The 23,232-nt window shown below is 64.4% G+C and carries 15 protein-coding genes; 7 read left to right on the top strand and 8 right to left on the bottom strand.

All coding sequences use genetic code 11. From position 1 onward, the window contains the following. Positions 1–4: 4 nt before the first annotated feature. The 3 genes from HPY44_09960 (at position 5) to HPY44_09950 (ending at position 8,154) form a co-directional block, all read left to right on the top strand. The gene (locus HPY44_09960; protein NSW56330.1) at positions 5–3,265 is read left to right on the top strand and encodes a hypothetical protein; all 3,261 of its coding nucleotides are present in this window, start codon (positions 5–7) and stop codon (positions 3,263–3,265) included. Next, complete coding sequence (locus HPY44_09955; protein ID NSW56329.1) at positions 3,262–6,927, top strand: hypothetical protein; 3,666 nt, start codon at positions 3,262–3,264, stop codon at positions 6,925–6,927. Before HPY44_09960 ends, HPY44_09955 begins: the two co-directional genes overlap by 4 nt. 99 nt (positions 6,928–7,026) lie before the next feature. Continuing rightward, positions 7,027–8,154, top strand: a complete 1,128-nt coding sequence (locus tag HPY44_09950; protein NSW56328.1) for a hypothetical protein — start codon at positions 7,027–7,029, stop codon at positions 8,152–8,154. Between the two features lie 70 nt (positions 8,155–8,224). Here HPY44_09950 and HPY44_09945 read toward each other — a convergent pair whose 3' ends face one another. Then, positions 8,225–10,348 (bottom strand): hypothetical protein, encoded by a 2,124-nt coding sequence (locus HPY44_09945; GenBank protein NSW56327.1) that lies wholly within the window; start codon positions 10,346–10,348, stop codon positions 8,225–8,227. An 82-nt stretch (positions 10,349–10,430) separates the two neighbouring features. On the opposite strand from HPY44_09945, the gene HPY44_09940 reads away from it, so the two are divergent. Then, a complete protein-coding gene (locus HPY44_09940) occupies positions 10,431–11,921 on the top strand; it encodes a hypothetical protein (GenBank protein NSW56326.1) in 1,491 nt (496 codons plus the stop codon). Here HPY44_09940 and HPY44_09935 read toward each other — a convergent pair. The 5 genes from HPY44_09935 to HPY44_09915 are packed head-to-tail and all read right to left on the bottom strand — an operon-like array spanning position 11,897 to position 16,996. Beyond that, positions 11,897–13,594, bottom strand: coding sequence for a hypothetical protein (locus tag HPY44_09935; protein NSW56325.1), 1,698 nt, complete (start codon positions 13,592–13,594; stop codon positions 11,897–11,899). The two genes, HPY44_09940 and HPY44_09935, sit on opposite strands and share 25 nt — an antisense overlap. Positions 13,595–13,636: 42 nt before the next feature. Continuing rightward, positions 13,637–14,794: a tetratricopeptide repeat protein gene (locus HPY44_09930; GenBank protein NSW56324.1), complete on the bottom strand. Its 1,158-nt coding sequence runs from the start codon at positions 14,792–14,794 to the stop codon at positions 13,637–13,639. Then, positions 14,794–15,564: a hypothetical protein gene (locus HPY44_09925; protein NSW56323.1), complete on the bottom strand. Its 771-nt coding sequence runs from the start codon at positions 15,562–15,564 to the stop codon at positions 14,794–14,796. The genes HPY44_09930 and HPY44_09925 overlap by 1 nt, the downstream gene beginning before the upstream one ends. Positions 15,565–15,568: 4 nt before the next feature. Then, positions 15,569–16,354: a sugar phosphate isomerase/epimerase gene (locus HPY44_09920; protein ID NSW56322.1), complete on the bottom strand. Its 786-nt coding sequence runs from the start codon at positions 16,352–16,354 to the stop codon at positions 15,569–15,571. A 21-nt stretch (positions 16,355–16,375) separates the two neighbouring features. Beyond that, entirely contained in the window at positions 16,376–16,996 is a 621-nt protein-coding gene (locus HPY44_09915; protein ID NSW56321.1) for a protein-L-isoaspartate(D-aspartate) O-methyltransferase, read from the bottom strand. Between the two features lie 174 nt (positions 16,997–17,170). On the opposite strand from HPY44_09915, the gene HPY44_09910 reads away from it, so the two are divergent. Further along, complete coding sequence (locus HPY44_09910) at positions 17,171–18,508, top strand: PP2C family protein-serine/threonine phosphatase (GenBank protein NSW56320.1); 1,338 nt, start codon at positions 17,171–17,173, stop codon at positions 18,506–18,508. Between the two features lie 14 nt (positions 18,509–18,522). Here HPY44_09910 and lexA read toward each other — a convergent pair whose 3' ends face one another. After that, a complete protein-coding gene (lexA, locus tag HPY44_09905; GenBank protein ID NSW56319.1) occupies positions 18,523–19,146 on the bottom strand; it encodes a transcriptional repressor LexA in 624 nt (207 codons plus the stop codon). A 144-nt stretch (positions 19,147–19,290) separates the two neighbouring features. Between lexA and HPY44_09900 the strand changes: the two genes are divergently transcribed. Next, positions 19,291–20,085, top strand: a complete 795-nt coding sequence (locus HPY44_09900; protein ID NSW56318.1) for a class I SAM-dependent methyltransferase — start codon at positions 19,291–19,293, stop codon at positions 20,083–20,085. Between the two features lie 86 nt (positions 20,086–20,171). Then, positions 20,172–21,167, top strand: a complete 996-nt coding sequence (locus tag HPY44_09895; GenBank protein ID NSW56317.1) for a hypothetical protein — start codon at positions 20,172–20,174, stop codon at positions 21,165–21,167. Here the strand turns inward: HPY44_09895 and HPY44_09890 are convergent. Then, positions 21,160–23,130 carry a hypothetical protein gene (locus tag HPY44_09890; GenBank protein ID NSW56316.1) on the bottom strand — a complete coding sequence of 657 codons (1,971 nt, stop codon included), beginning with the start codon at positions 23,128–23,130 and terminating at the stop codon, positions 21,160–21,162. The two genes, HPY44_09895 and HPY44_09890, sit on opposite strands and share 8 nt — an antisense overlap. Between the last annotated feature and the right edge of the window lie 102 nt (positions 23,131–23,232).

Here is a 23,232-nt window from a genome sequence, read left to right as displayed (position 1 = left end):
GCACATGACATCTGTCGCACGCACCCTGTCGATCCTCGCGGCTATCCTGGTCCCCGCGGCACTTCTCGCTGCCGGCCTGGAATCCATCGGCAATGTGGATGGTGTGCTCACCTGGCACCTTGGCGACATACCGGTCGGTGAGTCGCGCTCCCGGACGGCAATTCTGGCCTGGGATGCCGACTTGGAGGCCCTGGTCAGCCGCCTCCAGCGTGTTCGCAAGGAGGCTGACCTGCCTGCGGACGGCAGACCTGCCGCGAAGCAGGCAGGCGATGTGATCTGGATTTCCAGCGGCGTCACGGACTTCGCGCTGAATGATGCGGGTTCCTTCTACTGGGAGGGTCGCAGGCAAGCCCTGGCTTGTCCCGCCGGGGGACAGCTAAGTCGCTTCGGCTACTTCGCCCACTATACCTCGGGAGAGCCCCGCCGGGCAGGAACCATCATCGCCCGGGGCGACCGCGCCGAGGAAAACCTGCGCGTGGCCGAACCCGCCGTGGCCCTCTCCGAGACTCGCTTGCGCTGCCGGACCGAAAGCGCAGACGGACTCCTGGCGATCACTATCGACGCCGCCGCCGGCCCGGAGTCGCTGGTGCGCGTACGCTTCACTCTCGCCAACCGCTCTGACAGGAAGCTCGAAGATGTGAAACTCACGGTCTATGGCAACCTGGAAGCGGCTCATACCCACGACGGCGACTACAGTATCCTCGACCGCCGCACCGGTGGCCTCCTTGTGGCGGACCCGACATCGCGCCTGTGCGCGGTGTTGACAGGCGTCGAAGCGCCGGATGCGGGCTGGTCCGGCACCTGGGCATCCCAGGATGCTTTGCAGACGCCTACCGGTCTTCCGCGCGAGTCCTGGGGCTCCTTCGAGGGCATCCCGGCAGGGCTTGCGGAGCGCCTGGCCCGTGAGGGCATCCCGCACCCGGTGGCGCCATTTGTGGCGAACCCGACCGAACCGGAGACACGGACCCTCACCGTGGCGGAGGCCCGTGAAGCCTTGGAGCGCGATTGGCTTTTCCAGGCCGAAGGAGTGCCCTTCCGCGACCGTGCGCTGGAGGAAATCGGCTGGGCACGGGCACTTGCGACGAGGATCCGCGCGATGCCCGGCTGCCCTGATCTGTCCGCTCTGCTGGCGCGACTGGCCCAACTCGAAGAGCAGATCGGGGCAGTTGCGGACGCCAACGGTTCCGAGGCCCGGCACCTGTATCTTGAGGTGCGTCGCGCAAAGCGCGAGATCGCCTTCGCGAATCCCGTGCTGGACTTCGAGTCTGTGCTCTTCATCGACCAGCCCTACCCGCAGGGCGCTGAATGGCCTCACGAGGCTCGGCACCGCAACGGTATGATGGCCATGCCCGGAGGCAGGCTGCTGGTGCTCACGGGCCTTCATCCCGGAGGCTCGTTGCGCAAGCTGGCGCCCGATGTGCCCGGCGCATTCTGGCGGCCGGACCTGTCCTTCGATGCCACTCGCGTGCTTTTCTGCTACAAGCCCCACAACGGCCCGGCCTTCCACCTGTACGAGATCAATGTCGACGGTTCCGGCCTGCGCAAGCTCACGGACGGACCCTATGACGACCTGGATCCCATCTATCTGCCAGACGGCCATATCATCTTCACGTCCACGCGCTGCAACACCTACGTTCGCTGCATGCCCTACACGTACTCCTATGTTCTTGCTCGGTGCGAAGCTGATGGCAGCGACATCTACCTCATCAGCCAGGGCAATGAGCCCGACTGGTGCCCGTCGCTCCTGCACGATGGCCGCGTGATCTACTCGCGGTGGGAGTACACCGACAAGGCCCTCTGGCGTATCCAGAGCCTCTGGGCGACGAACCAGGACGGAACGGGGACCACCGCGTTCTGGGGCAACCAGAGCGTCTGGCCGGATCACCTCGCCGAACCGCGCGCGATTCCCGGCAGCCCGCGGGTCATGTTCACGGGCCTGGCGCATCACAACTGGTTCGCGGGGAGCGTAGGCATTATCGACCCGCGCAAAGGGTTCAACTTCCCGGACGGTCTTACCAAGGTCACTCGCGACATGCCCTGGCCCGAATGTGGCGCGCCGCCGGTTGACCCAGGTGAGGCCGCGGATTACCACCCGTCCGGGGCATATACGGCTTACAAGAGCCCCTACCCGTTGTCCGAGGAAGACTTCCTGGTGTCGGCCAGCCGCCCGGATGGAAAGTTCCGCCTGTATCTCATGGATGTGCACGGGAACCGCGAGCTTATCTACGAGGGCGCGCACAACATCTGGTACGCCATGCCCGTGAAGCCACGGCAGGCGCCTCCGGTGCATACCGACCGCGTCAAGTGGCCTGGGACTGGACCGCATCGCAAGCCTGCCGATCCCGGGATCTTCTTCAGCTCCGACGTACTGCAGGGCGTGCCGGATCTGCCCCGCGATCTCGTCCGGTACCTGCGCGTGATCCAGATGGACTCGAAGACCTGCTCCACCTGGACCCGGGACTCCCGCTTCTCAGGGCCCGGCATCTCCATCCTTCAGGATGACGGACCCAAGCGCATTCTCGGAACGGTCCCGATTGAGCCCGACGGCTCAGTGCACTTCCGGGCTCCTGCGGGCAAAGCCCTGCATTTCCAGTTGCTGGACGCGGACTTTCGGGCCTTACACACCATGCGCAGCTTCACCGGGGTGTTGCCGGGCGAAGTGCGTGGGTGTGTGGGGTGCCACGAACTGCACAGCGTCGCACCTCCTGTGAAGCGCGGCCTGGCTATGCAGTCGGCGCCTCGCGACATTGAGGCGCCGCCCTGGGGAGCCACCACCATCAATTACGAGCGTCTCGTTCAGCCTGTCCTGGACCGGTACTGCGGCGCCTGTCACCAGCGCGACGGTAAGGCCCGCGGGAAACTGGACCTGACGTTGCGTCCGGGGTTCCAATTCTATAAAGAGCCCTATCCCACACTGGTGGGCTGGGCAAATTACAGTGGCGCGCCGAATGTCGGAAAGCCGGGGATTGCGGGCGCGATCATGTGCGAGAACTATGAGCAGAGCGACCCGGCGAGTTACGGAACTATCCGTCCCATGACCAGCCTGTCTTACACCAGCCGGCTCATACGCATCGCGCGCGGGGAAGACGCTGCGCACCCTCGCCTGAAAGTGGATACGGAGAGCCTTCGGCGCCTCATCGCCTGGGTGGACGCCAACTGTCCGTACCGCGGCGAAGAGGAACTGCGGGCTATTCCGGACCCCGCCCTCACCTGGCTGCCCGTGCCGCCGCAATGCGCAAACGCGCCGGAAATACCGCGTCCATGACACCGAACCTGAACATCACGGAGTTCCCAATGCCTCGATCCATGCTGGGTCTGTGCGTTTCCATCGCACTCATGCCGGTACTGGCCTCCGCGGAAGTGCTCATCGACGGCTCGTCAGCCGCCGCCTGGAAGCCCATGACCGGGTGGGTGCAGAAGCAGCCTGAGAGCCATTCTATCGCCAGCCGCGACGACAAGCTGGTCTTCAGCGTCGGCGGCGCCAACGCCGAGCTCCCCTGGCTCCTGAGCCTCGTCGGACACAATGTCAGCGGCGACGAGCGGTACGTTCTGGTGCGGTATCGAGCCAGCGGAGCCAATACGAACGTGGACAACTACTTCCTCCACGGGCAGGAGGGCACCGTCGGCGGGAAGCGCTACGCGAGTGCCCGCGAAGTGAAGGCGGACGGTCAGTGGCATACCCTCGCCGTGGACCTGATGCCCATTGAGCCGGCAGAACCCACATACGGATTGGCTGTGAAGCTCATCGCTGATGCCGGCGGCAAGGCGGAGCTTGAAATCGACTGGATCCGTTTCGCTGATGAGCTGCCCGAGGGCGCCGACCTGGCCTCTCCGCCGCCGAAGACGGCTCTGGCAAAGACAGTCGTGCTCTGGGATGACCCGAATCGGCCCGAACCGCGTCCGGGCTGGACCACCAACGCTACCGATGCGCATGCATTCTCCATGAACGGCGAAGTTGCCACTTTCGACCTCGCCGGGCGGGGCAAGGGCATGCGTTGGCTTCTGCAACTGCCGGATCCCGTGGACCTGGGCGCGCTGCCTTTCATCTCTTTCCGCTACCGCATCACGGGCCGCGTCGATCCCTCGGTCTACGCCATCTGGCTGGGCGAAGACGAGGGCGGAAGCGGCGGGAGCCGCACAATTCCCTGCTTCGCCCGGGACTTGTCCGCGGACGGCGCGTGGCATGAGTTTGCAACCAAAATCGGCGAGAGGTTCACCGCGAAATATCTAGCCGTGGGCCTCGAGAGCGAGAGCGCTTCCGCCCGGCTGGAACTGGGCCCCGTGACCTTCAGTTCGCGACCCGTCCCGCGGGCGGTGTCCGAAGTCTTGCAGTTTGCCGCGCTGGACTCCCCGTGGCCAGACGGCAAGGACGGCTTCACCGCGCGCCCGGTGGATGTGCGCGGCGGGAAGGTCGCCGGGCTGATGCCCTCGCGGTTGTCGCTGGAAGGCTGGTTCTCTTCCCCGAACGTTCTCGTGGAGGGCATCCCGTTCGCCGTGCCGGGAGCCATCAACGACGCGCGCCAAACCGGCACCGGAGACTTGGGTGAGGTCAGCTTTGACCTGCCCCCCGGGGTACGTGAGGTCTACCTGCTTACGGCAAACACCGCGCCGGCGACGGAGCCCTGGGGCCTGGACCCAATGCACCCGCAGCCCCAGGAATGGCTCGACGTTCCCGAGAAGGTCTTCTGCGAAGTGCGCTACTCCGACGGCACGATCGACCGCATTCTGCCGCTGGATGTCTCCATGGCGCGATGGGGTCTGCGCCGCGGCTTGAGCCTGAGCGTCGTGCATCCCGACCCATCCCGCACACCCGTGAGCCTTGCTCTGAAGGACCGGATGCAGACGGCCTCGTTCTCGATCCTCGCCGCCACCATGTACACCGGTGAGCCGCGCGTTACCGAACCCGACTGGGCCGTCCTTCATTATCCGGAAGCCCGCGCGGAACTTCCGGTGCCTGTGCCGAACACCACCCCTGCGGGCGCTGTGACATCAGGTCCGCTGTGCGCGGAGTTCGAGACGATTCGGGGGCTCACGTGGGGCTCTCTCACTCTACCCGCGGCTGAGAACCTGCTTTCGGTGGGCAGAGGGCCGCTGTTCACCGTGCGCATCGACGGCCGCGAACTCCCCGCGTACTCGTGGACTGTCAAGTCGCGCGAGCCCCTCGATGGTGGGCAGTCCTGGAACCTCCTGCATACGGAGACCGGTCTCGCCGCAACTGTGACCTGCCTCCCCGGTAAGCCGGGCGAACTGCTCCTGCGCATGTCACTGGAGAACCGTGGCCAACGGGAGATCACCGCGGATGTGGAGTTCCCGGTGCTGCGCGATGTCGTGATGGGTGATGTCGCGGGGACCTGGTATCTGTCCGGCAGGCGCGGCGGGATTTTCAGCAACCAGGATCGAGACTTTCGTGACCCCCTGGGCGAACCACACCCCCTCCAAATGGACGGGTTCTTCAACCCAAGATCCGGGCTGGCGCTGGCTTGCCTGACTCACGACACCCTGGCGCAGCACCACTTCATCCGTCTGTCCAAAGGTGAGACAGGCGGTGCGTGGTCGTGCGAGTACCCGAGCCGCGATCTTGCCCCGGGCGCGCGATTCGAAGCGACCGAGGCTGCACTCATCGCGCTTCCCGGTGACTGGCGTGCGATCTTCGGCGCCTACAGGGACTGGCTCGCAACCTGGTTCAGGCCGCCTGCGCGCAAGGAATGGTTCCAGCAGTCCTTCGCGATGTTGTCGGCGAATGCCCATTATGACTATTCGCGCGACCCGAAGAAGCGCGGGGACATCCAGCGCCTCGTGGACAATATGCGCCGCTACATAGGGCCCTGTGACTGGGTCCACCTGTTCGGCTGGGCGGCCTCCGAAGAGTGGGGAGACTGGGGGGATTACGCCCACTACGATGACACCGTGGGCGGCCTGGACTACTTCCGGGGCAACATCCAAGCCCTTCAGGAAAGCGGGGTCGCAGTCAGCCTTTACACCGACGGCTACCTGAGCAGCGCAAAGGGCGAATTCGTCGGGGCGCATGCGGAAGAGTGGTCGATGCGCAAGCCTGACGGGAGGCCTGATTTCATCCCTGCCTACGACGCCTACAACCAGTGTCCATACCTGCCAGGTTGGCGCGACTACTTCCCCGAAGCCTGCGGACGCATCGTCTCCGACCTTGGCAATCGCGTCCTGTATATTGACGAATATGGCGCGACGGACGGACGTTGGGTTTGCCACGCCAAGAACCACGGGCACAATGGCTACGAGATTCCCTACGCCGGCGAAGTCGAGATGCTGCGACGAATCCGGGAGCGCGTCGGCCCCGATGTCGCCCTGTTCAGCGAATACCCGCCGGCCGAGGTAATGCGCGAGGTCCTCGACGGGTCTTTCACATACTACGCCCTGTGGAGCGTGCCGGAGCGAGATATTGCGCCCCATTTCGTCAACCTCTCCCGCTTCGCGTTCCCGCATTTCAAGCCGATTCATATCATTCACTATACTGCCCTGCGGTCCGGTAACTGGTGGAATCACAAGTTCCCATTCTTCAACGGCGAGACCCTGCGCGTCGCGGAACCGGGCCTTCCGGGGATGGACGGGCCTTCCCTGGAGTTTCACCGCAAATCCATTGGCATCCAGTGCGAGCACCGAGCGGCATTCGGCTCGGACGACGTGGAAGCGCTCGTGCGGACCGAACAGGCTGGGGTCTTCGCGAACCGTTTCAGCACGGAGGACGAGACGGTCTGGACGCTGTACAATGCCAATGGCCGCACTGTCCGGGGGGCGATTCTCCGTGTGCCGTACAATCCGGGCGACATGTTTGAGGATGTCTGGAACGGCGCCCCGCTGACTCCCGGAATCGATGGGGAGATTGCAGAGATCGCTGTGGAGATCGGGCCCATGGACCTGGGCTGTGTGGTACGCCGGTCCGCGAAGCGCTGATGCAGCACGAGGGTCAGGCGAACCAATCTCTGCACCGATGTGTCTATGCTATCGTCGGGTACGATGGACAAGATCCGTTTACAGGGGAGGGCGTCGAGTATGGCACAACGCTTGTTCTTTGTTGCAGTCGTCATGCTGCTGGCCTGTGCCGTGATGGCTCAGGATGCCGAGGGGGTTCTCAGGTCCTGGGACTTCGAGACCGACCTCGAAGACTGGTCGGTGCTCGATCCGCAGGCCAAGCTCGCACTCACACAGGAGGCCGATGCCGTCTACAGGGGCCAGGGCTCGCTGCAGTTCACGTACATGCAGCGTCTGCCCGACGAGGGCAAGGAGGGCGATATTCCCGGCCTGTTTTTCGTTCCGCTTCCCGCGAACCTGCCGGAGCTGAAGACCATTCGGTTCGCCGTTTCCACTGCGTTCTCGACACCACTCATGGTCGCCCTGAATGAGGAAGACGAGTCGAGCTACCAGTCCGTTTTCTGGTCCGAAGCGGGGCAGTGGAACGAGATCGAACTGTCCATCAAGGACTTCGCGTTGGGTGACGACGGCAAGGACGAAAATGGGAAGCTTGATCCCGATCAGGTGAACCTGTTCGCTATCGCGGATGCCAGCCTTTTCGCTCGGGTGCTGGAAAAAGCGGGCATGCCCATCTACAATCCGCCGCCTGCGCAGTCGATGATCTGGCTCGATGATGTGGTGCTCAGCTCGAAGGAGGCCGAAAAGCCGGACATCCAGGCGGAGGATGTTGATGAGTACCTGCTCGACGCGTGCTCAACGCCCACGATCCACTGGATGGCTGTGGGCGGCGAAGACGTGAGTCTGAAAACTCAGACACCCGACGACGGGAGCGAGCCGTTCCTGCGGGTCAAGTACGTCACCCCGCCTGATAAGATCTTCGGTATCGTTCGCACTGTGCCCCGGGACCTTCTGGACGGCGCTCGCGGCATCAGCTTCGAGATACGGACGGATTTGCCTGCGACCCTGATCCTGGCGACTGAACAGCGGGACAAGGGACGTTTCGGGGCAATGCGCCAGGTGGACACCAGGGGCAAGTGGGACCTGGTGAAGGTTGAGTTTTCGGAGTTCAACCGAGAGGGGGATCAAGGAACGGCGAGTCTCAAGCCGGGAGACATCAAACAGCTGATCATCGCCGACTTGCTGCCCATCACCAGCGGCTCGATCTCGGCCAACACGTGGGATGTCCGCAACGTGGCCGGATACAAGTAGACCGCGGCGCATCTCGCCGGCGGGGCCGAGTGTTCACGCGGCCCCGCCGCTGCGTATCCAGCATAGCAATCTACTCTCTATCAGCCTCGTAGACGTGCCTTTCGTACCCCGCGAAGTCGTCCGACCAGCCGCCGTCTTCAGCCGCCACCTCGCGGTCTTCGAACACCACTCGGAGCCTGCTTCCCACTCCAGGCATATTGATCCTGGCCCGCACCGGCTCATGCCCGGTGTTCACAGCGACAATTCGCGTCACGCCCTGATGCCGGTAGGCTCGCGCGAGCACGACTGGACTGTCCGCTGTGACTTCAGGCGCTTCCTCCAGACTGTACAGGAACGGTGAGAGCTCATCCACCTCGACGCACATCGCTCGCATCTCGGCGAAACACTCCCTGGTACGCGGTATCTGGGCGAAGTAGTAGATGCCCCGCGCGCCCTCGATCAAACTCCCGTAGACCATGCACGAGAGCTCGCGCGGTGTGGGCTCCCGGTCCATCCAGTAAGCGTAGCCGGTCCCCTGCAGCCACATCCACACCGGCCGCGTCGGCGGGGCATCCGCGCGCATGGATCGTACCGCGGAAATGGCGCTCATCGGGTTCGAGTGGGGGATAGGGTAGACGTCGGTGGAGTAGATGTCGCCGGTATGACCAGTCAGCTTGTCAGGCAGGTAGTTGATGAGCGCCGGGTGGTTCGGGTCAAGCTCCCGCGCGAGGCGATAGCGCGCGTCGGCTTCCGCGAAACGGTCTCCGGATGGCTCATCGTACACATACCAGCACAGCAGGCCGGGATGGTCCTTGAGTGTCTGGATGTGCTCGATGAACTGTTGCCGGGTCATTCGCCCGTCCAGCCAGGGGATCACCCGCATCCCCACGGCAGCACTGCGGTCCAGGATCTCCTTGAGGCGTTCCGTAGTAACGTTCGGATGGATCTGGCAGCAAACGTCCTTGAACCCGGAGCGCGCGACAAAGTCCAGGATGGCCAAGTCCTCCACGAACTCCAGCCCCAGAGAATGCTGCACATACGGCTGGCCATTCACCGTGAAGCGCCCGTGTTCATCGATGACCACGCGGGTCTCGGTGACTGGGCCGCTAACGCTTCTTCCAGCCGCAACCTCGGGTGTTCGGCGCGGGAATCCCCAGTCAACACGGGCCTCCCGCATGGCGGTGGCCTCGTCGGTGAAGGCCGCGTGGAACTCGGGGGTGGGTTCATCCAGCGCCTGCAACTGCACGGCGTCCAACCACATCTTTCCGCGAGCCTGTGGGGCGATGACGACTGTGAGCCGCTGGCCTCGCGGTATGCCCTTCAGGGCGAACTGCCCCCAATCAGTACCCGCCTTTACCTGCACGCTCTTCCCGCCGCACTCCATTACAACGGGCAACTCCTGTGTGTCCGACCGGATCCACGCCGAGAGCGTCAGCGTGCCCTCCTTTCCAGGGGGGGTGTGCCAGGCGGACACGGCCCTGAGCATCGGGAGGTCCTGCTGGTTGTCGATCAGCAGCGATGTTTTGCCGTCTTTCGCGCTCCCTGTGTCCAGCTTCCACCGGCTCCGCCACAGGTCCATGTCCGCCGCCCACGGCATGCTCCCGACACCCCAATGCCCGCTCCCCCAGGCGATTGGCATGCCGGCGCCGGTGATCTCAAAGCTTCCGTTGCGGAGATAGTTCTCCCCCGGGTCGCGGTCGAGGACTCTCAGGTTGCGCAGTCTATATGTAGCCTTGCCCGGTCCGGCGCTCCAGACGGAGAAGCGGAACTTCGTCAGCTTATCCCAGCCGTCCGGCTTGCCCTCTTCGCTCCAGCCCTCGAGAGGGAAAACCATGGGCGTCCAGTCGTTGGTGGCCCCCCACCACCAGAAGCGTGCGTACCAACCGTTGGGGGTGCCGAAGAAGATCCCGATGCTTCCCGCGTGGGCAGTGCCGGTCGACGAAATGTCAAAGGCGACTCGGCCAGCCTGCGAGAGATCCAGGTCCTGAATCCAGTCCCAGCAGACCCGGTCCTTTTCGGCCTTAAAGTCGGCGTCTAGAGCGATGTAGCTCCGGCCTTCGTTGTCGGTCTCAACGCGCGCGGGCAGGCTCCCAAACTGCGGCTGCCAGTGCTCTCTGGCTTGTTCAGTGGTCGGGTACGAAAACGCCGGCAGATCCCGGCAGGCCCCGGGCATGCAGACTGCGAATAGTGCAATAAGAGTGGTTGGAGTGAGCATCGTGCACCGTTCCTTTTCTTGGATGCAGGAGATTTCACTGGCCGGCGGCTACTGACCTGCCTCCGGCTCGGGGGTATCGAGCATGCGCATTGCCATAAGCATCGACCTGGGCACCACGGGCTGTCGGGCGTGTGCGTACTCGGCTGCTGGCGCGGTCCTGGCCTCGCACCACGTCGAATACGGCCTCATCCACCCCGAACCGGGGGCTGCCGAACAGGAGGCGGAGGGCTGGTGGTCCGCCGCGCGCACATGCGTCCAAGCCGTGACGTCGGCTCTGCCTGATCCGGATCAAGTGGTGGCAATCGGGATCAGTGCCCAGGGGCACTCCTGGGTGCCGGTCAGCGAGGACCTCCGGCCACTGCGGCCTGCCATCACCTGGCTGGACACCCGCGCCGCCGGGGCCGCCCGGGACCTCTTGCGTGATCGGGGCGTCGCTTTCTGGGGCGACAGGGCCGGCAAGGCACCGGGTGCCTGGCACACATTGCCGCAGGTGATCTGGTTGCGCGAAGCCGAGCCCCGGGTTGAGCGTGCTGCCGCTCACTATCTGTACGCTCACGATTTCCTGATCGCCAGACTCACCGGCAAACTCGCGACAGATTACACCTGCGCAGCCGCGTCCCTGCTCTTCAATATCCGCCAATTTCAGTGGGACCGCGGTCTTGCGGCGGATTACAGGATCGACATCGACCGCTTCGCACCAGTCGTTCCCGCCGGTGCCGAAGCAGCGCCGCTCCAGTTCGAAGTGGCGCGAGACCTGCGCCTTCCTCCCGGCATTCCTGTGGCCGTAGGCGCGCAGGACCAGAAATGCGCGGCCCTCGGAGCCGGCCTGGAAGACCAGTGCGCCACCATCTCCTTGGGGACCGCAACGGCAATCACGGCGCTGGCACGGCGACCAACCTTCGAGCCGTCCGCGGCTATCCCATGTTTCCCGTACCTTGCTCGGAACACCTGGGTCCTGGAAGCGCCTCTCACCACAACCGGCGCCGCACTGCGCTGGTTGCGTGACCTCGCGCGGAGTTTCGGTGCGGCTTCTGTGGACTATGATGCCCTCTCGGCTCTCGCAGCCGAGAGCAAGCCGGGCGCCGGAGGCCTGCGGTTCCTGCCCTTCCTCGCCGGAGCAGGCGCACCCCACTGGTCTGCCGATGCGCGCGGCGCTTTTCTCGGACTGTCGCTGAGCACCAGCGCCCCCCAGATGGTCCGGGCGCTGATGGAATCGGTAGCGTTCGAGTTACGCACGAATCTTGACGCCATGCAGGAGCAGGGCGTGCGGCTGGAGCGTGTGGTTCTGTTTGGCGGCGGGGCGCGGTCGGACCTGTGGACCCAGATCATCGCCGGCGTGACGCGCCTGCCCGTACATCGCAGCAGCAATGTGGAAACTGCTGCTCTGGGAGCTGCTGCCCTGGCATTCTCCGCGGCCGGTGTGTACCCGTCACCCGACGCAGCCCGTGTGGTAATCGGCGGAGACAACGACCTTTTCTCCCCCGACCACGAGGATGTCTACGAGGGCGCGTACCGCGATTACTGCGCTCAGCGTGATCATTGCCTGCGTCATTGGGGCGGCGGCTCGAGATAGGGGCGGCCGGCGGCATCCGTGTTGCCACGAACCTCCAAGGCGTGATTGCCGGAGAGCCTGACCTGCGCCCCGGGCTCCCGGAACCGGTTTGCCAGGAGCCGCAGGCCCTGCACTCCCTCAATCTGTACGCTCCCCTGGATCGTGTTCCCCTCGATAAGCACGTCGTGGATCGCCCGCGGGGGCGATCCCGCCTCGGGCTCTGCGGCGTCACTGCCGGGCCCTCCGGAAATGACCAGCGCAAGCGTGGGGTTGCCGCGTCCCCTGCGCAGGCTGCAGTCGCGCACCCGCACCCCGCTCGGGAATGCTCCCTCCACATGCTCCGAGTAGAACCAAAGGAGCGCGGTCACATCGCAGTTCTCCAGCGTCACCGGTGACTGCAGCCGGCAACTCATCTCGATCCGGCAGCGTCGCAGCGTGGTGTCCGGGTTGCACTGGCCCGGGTCCCAGACCATTGTCCCCGGTTGAAGCCCCTGGATCGGCGCGTCCAGTCTGATCCGCCACGCCGGCGCGGCGGGCATCCCCTGTATCGGCCCCGGTTCGGGACCCGGGACGGCTTCGGTCACTCTCGCGCTGCCCAGCAGCCGCCGAGCAGCCTCGTCCGCCGCGACCAGGGTCGAGCCCACGTGCCACGGGATCGGCAAGAGCGGGAACTTCTGGCGCACTTCCACCTCGTCGGGGGCGATGACCCGCTGCACGCTGCTGGAATGGGTGGAGATGTTGAGCGCGTCGTCGTTCATCCCGCCGAGGATGCAGTCTTCCCAGAGCAGGGAGCCGCTGTTGCCCTTGACGTGGAAACCATCTCGCCACAGCGACATCAGCCTCCGCGTTTCGGGTTTCGGCCGTATATTCACTCGCCGGAAGGTGATCTTCCCCCGGTTGCGTGTGACCTCGAACCCGAACCACGGAGCAGACCACAGCTCGACGTCTTCGAATGTGACCGTGTCATTGCCGCTGATGCGGAAACACGGACCCGGGCCGAACCGATGCGCGACACCGGGGACAGGAAGACTGATCCGCCAGCGCTCCGGCTCAATATCGGAGAACGCACCGAACTCCCGCGTCGCGTACACGCGGAAAAGCCCGGGCTCCTCGGTCGCTTCGATCCGTTCGGTCCAGTAGTGTCGGCTCACAGGGCCGTACGGGCCGTCGTGCCACAACATCGAGAAGAAAGCCTGCTCTCCATCCTCTTTCGTGGGGCCACCTGGGTGGACGCGCATGCCCTCCTCAACCCTGACGAGCAGGCAACGCGCGGCGGTATCCACCTCGACCACGGTCCCGTCCGCGAAGGGCAATGGGCTGTAGTCCACCTGGAGATGCTTGACTGTCACATTCCGGGATTCAGTCAGGTCCATGAACCGCAGGTACGAGTCCAGTAGAAAGGTGCTCCCGCGGCCGTCTAGAGTGAGATCGGACGCGGCGCCGAAGGGGAATACGTACCGCTGGGGAGAGGTCCGGATGAGGTACACCCTCGCCGGCTCGAACTGCAACTGCACAGGCCCGGCGATCTCGCTCGCCCGAGCCATCATTCGCCCAAGGGCCGGGCCGTCATCCGTGACCCCGTCACCCACAGCCCCGAAGCCGGCCGCAGACAGAACCGTCGGAGCATGGTCGCCCCGTGCCCACGAACAGGTGAGAGCGAGCATCATCACGAGCAGGCACATCAGTCGGTTCACAGGCATCCCGCACCCAGACAGGATGGATACGAAAGGGGATTGCTACGGCGCAACGTTTTGCTCGGTAGCCTGGAGTTGCTTCGCCAGGCCCAAAGCCCGGCGCTGGAGGGCAGGATCTGCCGTCATCTTGGCAGCTTGCTGAAGCCAGACCACGGCTTGCGGCTTGTCCCCATCGCCAGCAACCGCCAGGGCCATCGCGTAGGCCGCATCTGGGCATTTTGGGTGGGAATCCACCGTCCTGCTGATCAACTCCAGGCCCTTGTCCTTCTGCCCAAAGGAAACCAGAGCCCAGCCGTGGACCGCATTCGCCCGGCAGTTCTCAGGGGCAAGCGCCAACGCCTTCGATGAGTACTGCCTGGCCGCGCCCGGGGCCTTCCGGTCCTCAACTGTCAGCCAAGCCATCTCTACCCACGGCTCAGGGTCCTCTTTGGCCAGCGCTGCGGCACGCTTGTAGCTGGCCATGGCAAGCGCGAGCTGTCCTCGAGCTCGCAGAGCCCTCCCCAGAGACAGATGCGCCGCGGGATTGGACGGCTCAGCGCTGACCGCCTGCTGATATGCTTCGAGCGCCCGCGTGAACTCGCCCATGGTGTCGTAGACGCGTCCCCGGGCAATGCCGATCGATGCGTTGCCAGGGCATGCCTGGATGGCTTGGTCTAGAATCGCCAGGGCGTCTACCGGGCGCTCCTGCGACAAGAGCAGGTCAGCCAATGACACCCAGTTACCGGCGAACCGCGGGTCTGCACGCAGGCCCTCGCGTAGTTGCGCCTCGGCCTCGGCGGTCCGTCCCAGGTCCAGCAGCAACGTGGCCAGGGCTGCATGCGCCTGGCCAAATCCTGGAGCAATGCTCAGGGCCGTCAGGTAGTGCGCGGCCGCCTCATCGGTGCGGCCAAGCTCCGCCGAATAGAGTCCGAGCTCAAGCCACCAGTCAGCGCGGTCCGCTGCCAGCTTCGCGGCGGTCTCGAGCTTGCGCAATGCTCGCTCGCCTCCGCCACGGGTCCGCAGCGACTGATACCAGGTGTAATAGGCCTCCGGCGCGAGGAGGGGTGACTCGACCGCCGTCGCGAGCGCCGCTTCAGCCTCGATGAACTTGCCTTCCGAAAGCAGCTTTCGCGCGTCTGACAATGCGTCTGCCTGCGCCGAAGACAACATTGCGCACTGAAGGGTGACAATGACGGCGGCGGCCAGCAATACGGCGTTCATCAGCTCTCCCTCACCTGTGCCATCCGCTCCAGGTCTACCAGTTGCGATAGCCCGATGCCGGCCTCAATCATCAGCACCCGGCAGAACCGAAGGTTGCCGACGGCCCCCGCGCACTGGGCCTCGCTGCTTACCACAAACTTCACACCTTCTTCCGCGAATAGCCTGAGAAGGCGAACATACTCCTGCGTGAACTCCTCCACGGTCATCTGCGGATACGACGCATAGGCCTGGTTGCTGATCTCGAATGCGACGTTGTGCTCGAACAGTGTGCGTGCTACTCGGCGGACGTTGTGGCCTGCGAATTGCCCAGGGGTAAGAACCGCTTCGAACCGCCCGAGAGTGAAGGGGTGCGCGATCACGTCCACAAGGGGGTTCTCCGCCGCATTGCAGGTGGCTGCAATCACGTTGTCCGCATAGCGCCTGGGGCTTGCAGGCGGTTCGTCGCCGATTCCGCGTGTGCGCTCGCCGATGCCCGCGAAGACAATAGTCGCCCCGGTCGCGTCCTCCTGTGAGACGGTGAGTGCGCCGTCAGGGTTCAGGATAACGGCCTCAACCGCCCCGACCACCAACACCGGACTGTGGGCGTTCAGCCACCGAGCGTGGTCCATGCGCCGGGCGATTTCGTCCGGAGAAGTCTGCACGTCGCAGATGTCGCCCAGTCCCACGCATTGCAGGCTGGCCGCTTCGGCGGCGCGCACCACTTCCTCCGGGCTACTCGAACCCCGGCCGAGGGATGTGTGCACGTGGGCATCGTAGGGCAGGCTCGCCATGGCGTCACCCGCCGAAAATAGACTGGAGCGCCGCAAGACTGCGGCGTGCGAACCCCTCCGGATCTTCGCCGATCCTGAACAGATCAACCGTCAGCCACCCGTCATATCCGATCGAGTCCAGCGCCGCCTTGACCTCGGTCAGGTCCAGGTCGCCCTCGCCGGGCACGAGATGGCGGTGCTCCCCCGCCGGCATTCCCTCGATGTGGGTGTGAGCAATCCGGTCGCCGAGTTCACAGATAGCGGCTCCGAGATCGTCGTCGGTGAGGTACGCATGGCCCACGTCGAGATTCACGGCCAGCAGCGGATGCTCGACTTCGGCGATTAGCCTCGTCATGTCCGCGGACGAGTGCAGGAAGTGGCCGGGCTCGGGCTCAAGCGCGATCCGCGTGCCCGACTTCTCGGCCTCCGGCAACAGATGCTCCAGGCGGCGTTTCAGATCGTCCCACTGGGCCCGCAGGCGCTCCGGCTCTGCCTTCTCCGCATTCAGGATCAGTACGTCCGACCCAAGGGCCGGCGTGAGCTGCAGCGACCTGAGCTGATTGTCGGCCCGCTCCTGCGGCGGTTCGAAATCACCGTGGTAACTCACCGACGCACAGGATAAGCCGCAGTCCGCGAGCACCTGGACGATTCCGCCGGCAGCTTTCTCGTCCAACTTTTCCGGCCGGCACTCAGGGTGTTCCAGGCAGACCTCAACACCGGAGTAACCGACATCAGCGATGGCTTGCACAGCCCGCCTGAAGCTCCAATCGCGGAACCCGGCGGTGCGGAACCCGAACCTGTTCTTCGGCATGACGCGCAGTTGTCCTCTCGCTCAGTCTGCAGTGCTCCAGCCGTGTCGCCCGAGCAATGGTACGAAAACGCAAGCGATGCTGTCCCGTGACTGTACGCCGTCGGCAGTCCGGGTCAGGATCACGAGTTTCTGCAGGAAGCGGTCGCCCACGGGTGCGATCAGCCGCCCGCCAAGCACCAGTTGTTCGATCAGTGGAGGCGGGATGTCCGGCGCCGCCGCCGCCACAATGATGCGGTCGAAAGGCGCCTTCTCGGGCAGCCCCACCGTTCCGTCGCCCGCGATGATATGCACGTTTTCGTACCCTAACCGCTTCACAAGCCGCGCGGCCGCATCGGCCAACGCCGGCACAAGCTCCACCGAGTACACTTCGGATGCCAGTTGGCCCAGAAGCGCCGCCTGATAGCCGGACCCGGCACCCACTTCAAGGACCCGGTGATGGGGCTCGACCTCAAGCAACTGGCACATCAGCCCAACCATGTAGGGCTGGGAGATGGTCTGGCCATGGCCGATAGCCAGGGCCTGGGCCGTGTATGCAATATCCCGGATGTTGGCTGGGACGAACTCGTGTCGCGGGACTTCGAGCATGGCTTGAAGGACGCGCCGATCCGTGATTCCTCGCGCCTCAAGCTGCGTTGCGACCATGTCTTGCCGAAGGCTTTCGTATCCGCGTTCCTTGTCCACGACGGATCACCTGTCGCGCCTCGAGTTGGAGCAATCGATACGCCGGGAACCCCGGAGGTCTCCGGCGGGTTCGGGGTGAATAGAGTACTCGTCCCCGCGTTATCCGATGCTCCGGGCAAAGGGAGGTGAGAGCCGTTGAGATTGCGCCCCGGTCATACCACGACGACCCCCGATGCGGGATCCGCGACGGACGAGTCCGACGTGGCGGTTGCCCTGATGCGCACTGCATTCATCATCGCCTTCGCTCTTACCCCCAGTTTCCGGCAGTCACCCGTCGGGCTACCGACTGTGACACAGTTGGTGGTCGCGTTGCTGCCGCCCATCGCCTCCATTTTCAGCATCGGACTGTTCGCGTCATACCTGTGGGATTTCGCGCTCCCACTCAGGCGCCCGATAGCTCTGACCATCGACATGCTGCTGGTCGCCGCTGCCATTGCCAGCTTCCCGCCGTCGGTTCCGCAGCGCGAATGGATCGCCGCCGTGTATTATCTGATCATCATGGTCGCCGCCATCTGGTTCCGCCGCACTGGCGCACTGGTTGTTGCGCTGTTGTCGAGTATCCTCGATGGTGTCTTCCGTCTCGACCTGCTGCAGACAGCCGGCCCCGGCGCGGGTCCGCCTTTCCTGTGGCTGGTGCTCACCGAGGGCCAGACTGTGCCGATGCTGATGGTCGCCGTCGCAGCGTCGTACATCGTCATGGCGCGTGACCGCGAGTTCATGCGGGCCGGGCAGCTGGAGCACGACATGGCCATGGCCCGACGCTTGCAGGACCGAATGCTTCCCGACTGCATCCCACAGGTGCAAGGACTGGATATCGGCGTGCAGTTCCAACCGGCCCGAACGGTGGGGGGAGACCTGTACGACCTGCTGCCCCTTGACGGCAACCGGCTTCTTGTCTGTGTCGGCGACATGCCCGGCAAGAGCGTCTACGGTCTGGTCCACCTGTCTCTGGTTCACTCACATATGCGCGCGGCCGTGACACGGGGCCTGTCGCCCGCCGACATCGCCACCGAGGTGAACCGGGACGCGTACGATGCGCTGCAGCCGACATCATACGCCGCGCTGTTCATCGGGATGCTGGACTGCACGACTCACGAGCTAACATTCGTCAACTGCGGCCATCTTCCTCCCCTGCTGATGCACCTGGGCGTTCCCGGCCGCTATCAGGAGCTTTCCACGGGTGGAATCGTAATCGGCGCCACACGGACACCGAGGTACACGCAGCAGGTGGTCACCATTCACCCGGGGGATGTGCTGATCTGCTACACTGATGGGATTACGGAGGCCCGCAACCGGGCCCGAGAGGAGTTCGGGATTGAGGGGATCGTGCGGGTCGTTGACGCCAACCCGCACGAGAACGCACACGGCCTTGCACAACGCATCATCGACGCGACCCGGCGCTTCAGTTCCGACACCGGGCGCGACGACCGCACCGTGCTCGTTATCCGCGTCCTTGAGGTGGAGAACGGCTAATGCTCGTGCGGCGCTCAGAAAGAGCGAACCACGCCCCGGACCCTGCCCAGGATAGCCACCTGTTTGACGAAGATCGACTCCATCTGGCTGTTCTCGGGTCGCAGCTCAATATCACCATTGTGCCGGAAGAACCGCTTGACCGTGGCCTCGTCCTCCACGAGCGCGACCACGATGTCGCCGTTCTGAGCGGTCTCCTGGCGCTGCACCACGAGAAGGTCGCCGTCCAGGATGCCCGCATCGACCATGCTGCTGCCCTTGACCTCGAGCATGAACAGCTCCCCATCCGGGAACAGCTCGGCAGGAAGCGTAAGACTGTCCTCGATGTTCTCGGCCGCAAAGATCGGCTGCCCGGCAGCCACCTTGCCAACCAGCGGAACGTACCGGACGCCCCTGGATGGGCGGGTAGATGGCTCTGTATCCGCGTCGCGGGGCCGGATTGCGCGGGTCAGAGAGCCATCGCGCTCGATAAGCCCCATTTTCTGCAGCACGTTCAGGTGGAAATGCACTGTGCTGCTGCTCTTGAGCCCTACTGCGTCGCCGATCTCGCGCACCGTCGGCGGGTAACCGCGGTCCTTGATGGTGGAACTGATGAACTCGAGAATGTCTCGCCGGCGTTTGGACAGAGGCTTCTCGACCATCTTTCGACCCCCGTCTTCACTGATTGGTCGCACGTCTGTTCTTATATTAGCAACAGGTCTGAACTCTGTCAAACGAAAGTTCGATAATACCTGTTCGGATTCAAGGGCACGCGAGGGTGCCTGAAGGACTGGTTCCGACCCACCATGCGGTACGAAGAACTGCTGCGCATGTACGAAGCAGAGGACCACTACTGGTGGTTCGTGGGCAGACGAAGGCTCATCCGGGCGCTTGTTGATAGGTACGCTCCGGGTGCCCGGCGCATTCTCGATGTGGGGTGCGGCACCGGTGGGACCCTGGACGCACTTGCCGGCCTTGGGGACCTGGCGGGAGCCGACCTCTCCGAGGACGCCCTGGGCTTCTGCCGGTCTCGCGGGCACAAAGACCTCGCCCGATGCCTTGCTGAAGCCCTGCCCTTCCGGGACGGCGCCGCGGACGTTGTCCTCGGCTGCGACCTCTTGGAGCACATGGAGAATGACGCCGCCGGTCTCGCGGAGATGGTGCGTGTGGCTCGCCCTGGCGGCGTCATCATCATCACCGTACCCGCCTACCAGTGGCTTTGGAGCGAACATGACGAGGCGATCTCTCACCTCCGTCGGTACTCGGCGTCGGACATTCGCAGAATCGTGGAGGCCAACGGCGCACATCTGGTGAAACTTACCTATGCGGTGAGCCTTGTGTTCCCGATTGTCGTAGTATTCCGTATTCTGTCGCGGTTGCGTCTGCGGCCCATGGGCAAGCCACACACGCAACTGATGTCCCTGCCGCCCTGGGCGAACCGAATCCTCATCTGGCTGCATGACCTGGAGACCTGGTGGGTAACTCGGGCAGGTTTCCCGTGCGGCACAACGGTGGTGGTGGTCCTGCGGGCGCCTGATGAGTCGGAAGCGGAACAGTCCGTGCAGGCCAACACGGCAGCGGAGACGGGCGCGGCCAGCTAACGCGCCACCGTCGCAGCACTTCAGATGCGCAAATCGACGCCGGCATCTTGCGAGCAGACTGACTGTTCGGATGGCGGGAGCAGCCCATGAACGTCGGCATTGCGGTCACGAGCGGAGTGCAGGGCCTCAGACGGGTGGACACCCGTCTCCTGCGAGACCTCGGGTTCAGCGGGGTCTTCGTGGTGTGCTTCGAGGACGAAGTGCGCTGGCACGTGGAGGATATCGCTGCTTTTGTGCGCCGGGCGCGAAGCGATGGTCTGGAGCCCTACGCCGTCCCCTATGGGTATGGCCGCTTTCTGGATCCCGACGCCTCCGTCGAAAGCCTCTACATTACCACTCATCCCGACACCTGCCAGGTTGACACTCGCGGTCGAAGGGTGCCGCGCGCATGCCCCAACCACCCGCGCTTTCTTGAGTGGTTCAGTTCCAGCATGCGCACCCTTGCCTGGCTGCTCGAAGTCCGCGGTTTCTTGTGGGACGAACCCTCGTTTCACTACGCCCGGGGCCAGTGGGCTTGCCGCTGTCACTACTGCGCCCGCCTGTTCAATGCCGGCTACGGCCATGACATGCCCCGGGAGCTGACCGATGAAGTCCTGGAGTTCCGGCGCAACAGTGTACTCATGTTCATCCTCGCCGCCGCCGCCGCAATCCAGTCCGTGGACAGGAAACTGGGATCGCTCGTGATGCCGCCGCCGGCCCCTCTCGGGCAGGTGGGTGGCACCGGGGCCGACGGCTTGCAGGAACTGGTAAGTTGCTCGGGGGTCGACGGACTGTTCTCTTTGGTCCCATGGCAGGAGGTGGGGTGGGACATGGAGCATGCTGTGCGCGAAGCCGTTGAACGGCAAGGGAGACTGGCCCACGCGCACGAGAAGGCCTCGGCTCTCTGGCTGACCGCGAGTCCTGCCCGGGAAGACCGGGTCGTGGACACTGTGGTCTATGCGGCCCGGGTCGGCGCGGATGCGCTGGTGTTATCCGACTACCACAGCCTCGTGGCCGCCCCCGGGTTTGCGGCAATCCGAGAGCCACTCCAGGCCGCTTTGCATGCTGCCCGCGCGTCTCGTCCACGCTCGGCTATCAGGTGAACCAGATCAGATAGCGCCGGCCCACGTCTTCGTCAATTGTGCCCACGATCCCCCACACACCCCCGGCGGTGAGCATGTGCCCCACCGCAAGACCGAGAAACATGGGGGTGACCTGTCGGTACAGACGCGCTCCGCCCAGCCGCAGGATCAGCGACTTAGCCAGCCAGACGCAGAAAATCGGGAACCAGGTGTGGTAGCCGTAGGCTGTCCCGATTGCATAGCCCACCGGGTTCAGCGGGAATCTCAGGAACCTCGATCGCAGCCAGACCAGCGTGAGAACGATGACGACGCCTGCGATGCGCCCAATCGTGGAGCCGATACTGATCCCTGCGGGCGCTGTGTACCGTGCCTGCAGCAGGTCATACTGGATCACTGACTGTCGGGTGCGCCAGCCGCCAACGGTGGTTCCGCCGTCCAGGATGTTGTTGCCGTACTCGTACGCCGCGGCGAGGTGGGTCCAGTAGCCCATCGCGGTCCCGACCACCAGCGCGATAAGTATTGCGCCGAATACATCGCCGCGCCGGATTCCCGCCAGGTCGCCCTGCCTCATACCCTCCATCTCGAAGGCCGCCAGTTGCGGGAAGGTCATCCGGGCGATCACGGTGAGCACCGCGAAGTTGGTCTCCTGCTTGAGCGCCGTCGGCCCAAGTCTGCCGGGGCTGCGCCACAAGGCCATCACCGACCGGTGGGTCTCCTCACGCGGCACGATGTAGCTGATTGGGAGGCCTGCCTGGGCCCTCAACCTGCCGTACACCACCGCAGCCACCGCAGAAAGCGCGATGTAACTCACTGAGATGGGCAAGCCCACCCCGGCGGCATTGCACAGGAGGACCATCCCCGCCAGTCCCCCCATCCCGCCCCAGAACGCCAGCCGGTAGGGCACCGCCTCCTCATCATCATCGGCCGCAACCGCGCCCACAGCCGCCTTGACCACATGCGCCAGGTGATTCCGCGCCATATAAACCAGCGCAAGCATGAGCCCGGCGTAAGCCCCCATAGCCTGGGGCCCTTCAAAGGGGAACTCCGGGATGCTGTAACCCATCAACTGGGCGAAGAAGTTCTCGAACCGCAGCAGGATGTAGAACAACCAGGATGAGAGAAGGATATCCACGGGCACAAGGTAACCCAGGCCGAGGATTTCGGGGCGGAAGGCGAGGTATAACGGCCGGATGCCCGTCCACGGCTGCTGGGTGAAGAGTGCGCCGAAGTCATAGCCCACGCCCATTGCCGGGATGCCGGGCGAGAATGCATGGGCAATGTTCACGGCATTGAAGACGAACCCACCCGCGAACCCTATCCAGAACAGTGGTTGTGCCAGTACGTGCTTGCGCCCGGCGCCATGTTCCCCGCCCGGGGCGAGGTCCATGGCAAGCTGCACCAGCGGAAACGACAGGTGCTCCTGGTCCGCCCAGGGCTTGCGGAAAAGCGCCAGCAGACAATACAGGCAGAGGCTGTAGCCGACGAAGATCCCGCCCCAGGTCAGCAGCGGGAGCGCCCATGCACCCCACGGGATTGCGCCGCCGTCGGAACCCTCGCAAAACTGCCGCGCCGCTTCATTGTCCGCAACGGCCAGCCAGCGGGGAATGTACTCGGCGAAGAGCGCGTAGTCGTTCTCCGGCCCGGCGAAGTACCGCATGGAGGTGAGAGCCGGGAACAACTGGCGCATCACATTGTCGCTGGACAGCGCCACGCCGATGCTCATCATGGTGTAGATGATCAGCAGTTCGCGACGGGCCGCACCGGGGTTCAGGCGCAGGAGAATCGCCAGCCCTGAAAGCAGTATCAGTCCCATGAGAGCGGGGACGGACGGCGTCCCCTCGGAAACTTGGCAGGTGTGGGAGATGAGAGAGACTTTCTGGACCCAGAGGCTTCCGGCGGCAATCAGCCCGACGCCGACCAGTGCGGCGCTCACTGTCAGGCCGCGCTGGCGTGGCTTATCACGGTGCAGCATGGTCGAATCCATGCACCGCTATTCCCTCGGCGGGCTTCGGTGTCCTGCAACACGCCCAGGCCAACTTCATTCCGCTTCACAACCGCCCGGTTTCGCAGTATACATAGGCGTTGC

This window comes from Armatimonadota bacterium (assembly GCA_013314775.1).
Classification (GTDB): Bacteria; Armatimonadota; Zipacnadia; order Zipacnadales; family JABUFB01; genus JABUFB01.
The sequence above is the reverse complement of the archived record's forward strand: the minus strand, read 5'-3'. Positions and strand labels throughout refer to the sequence as shown.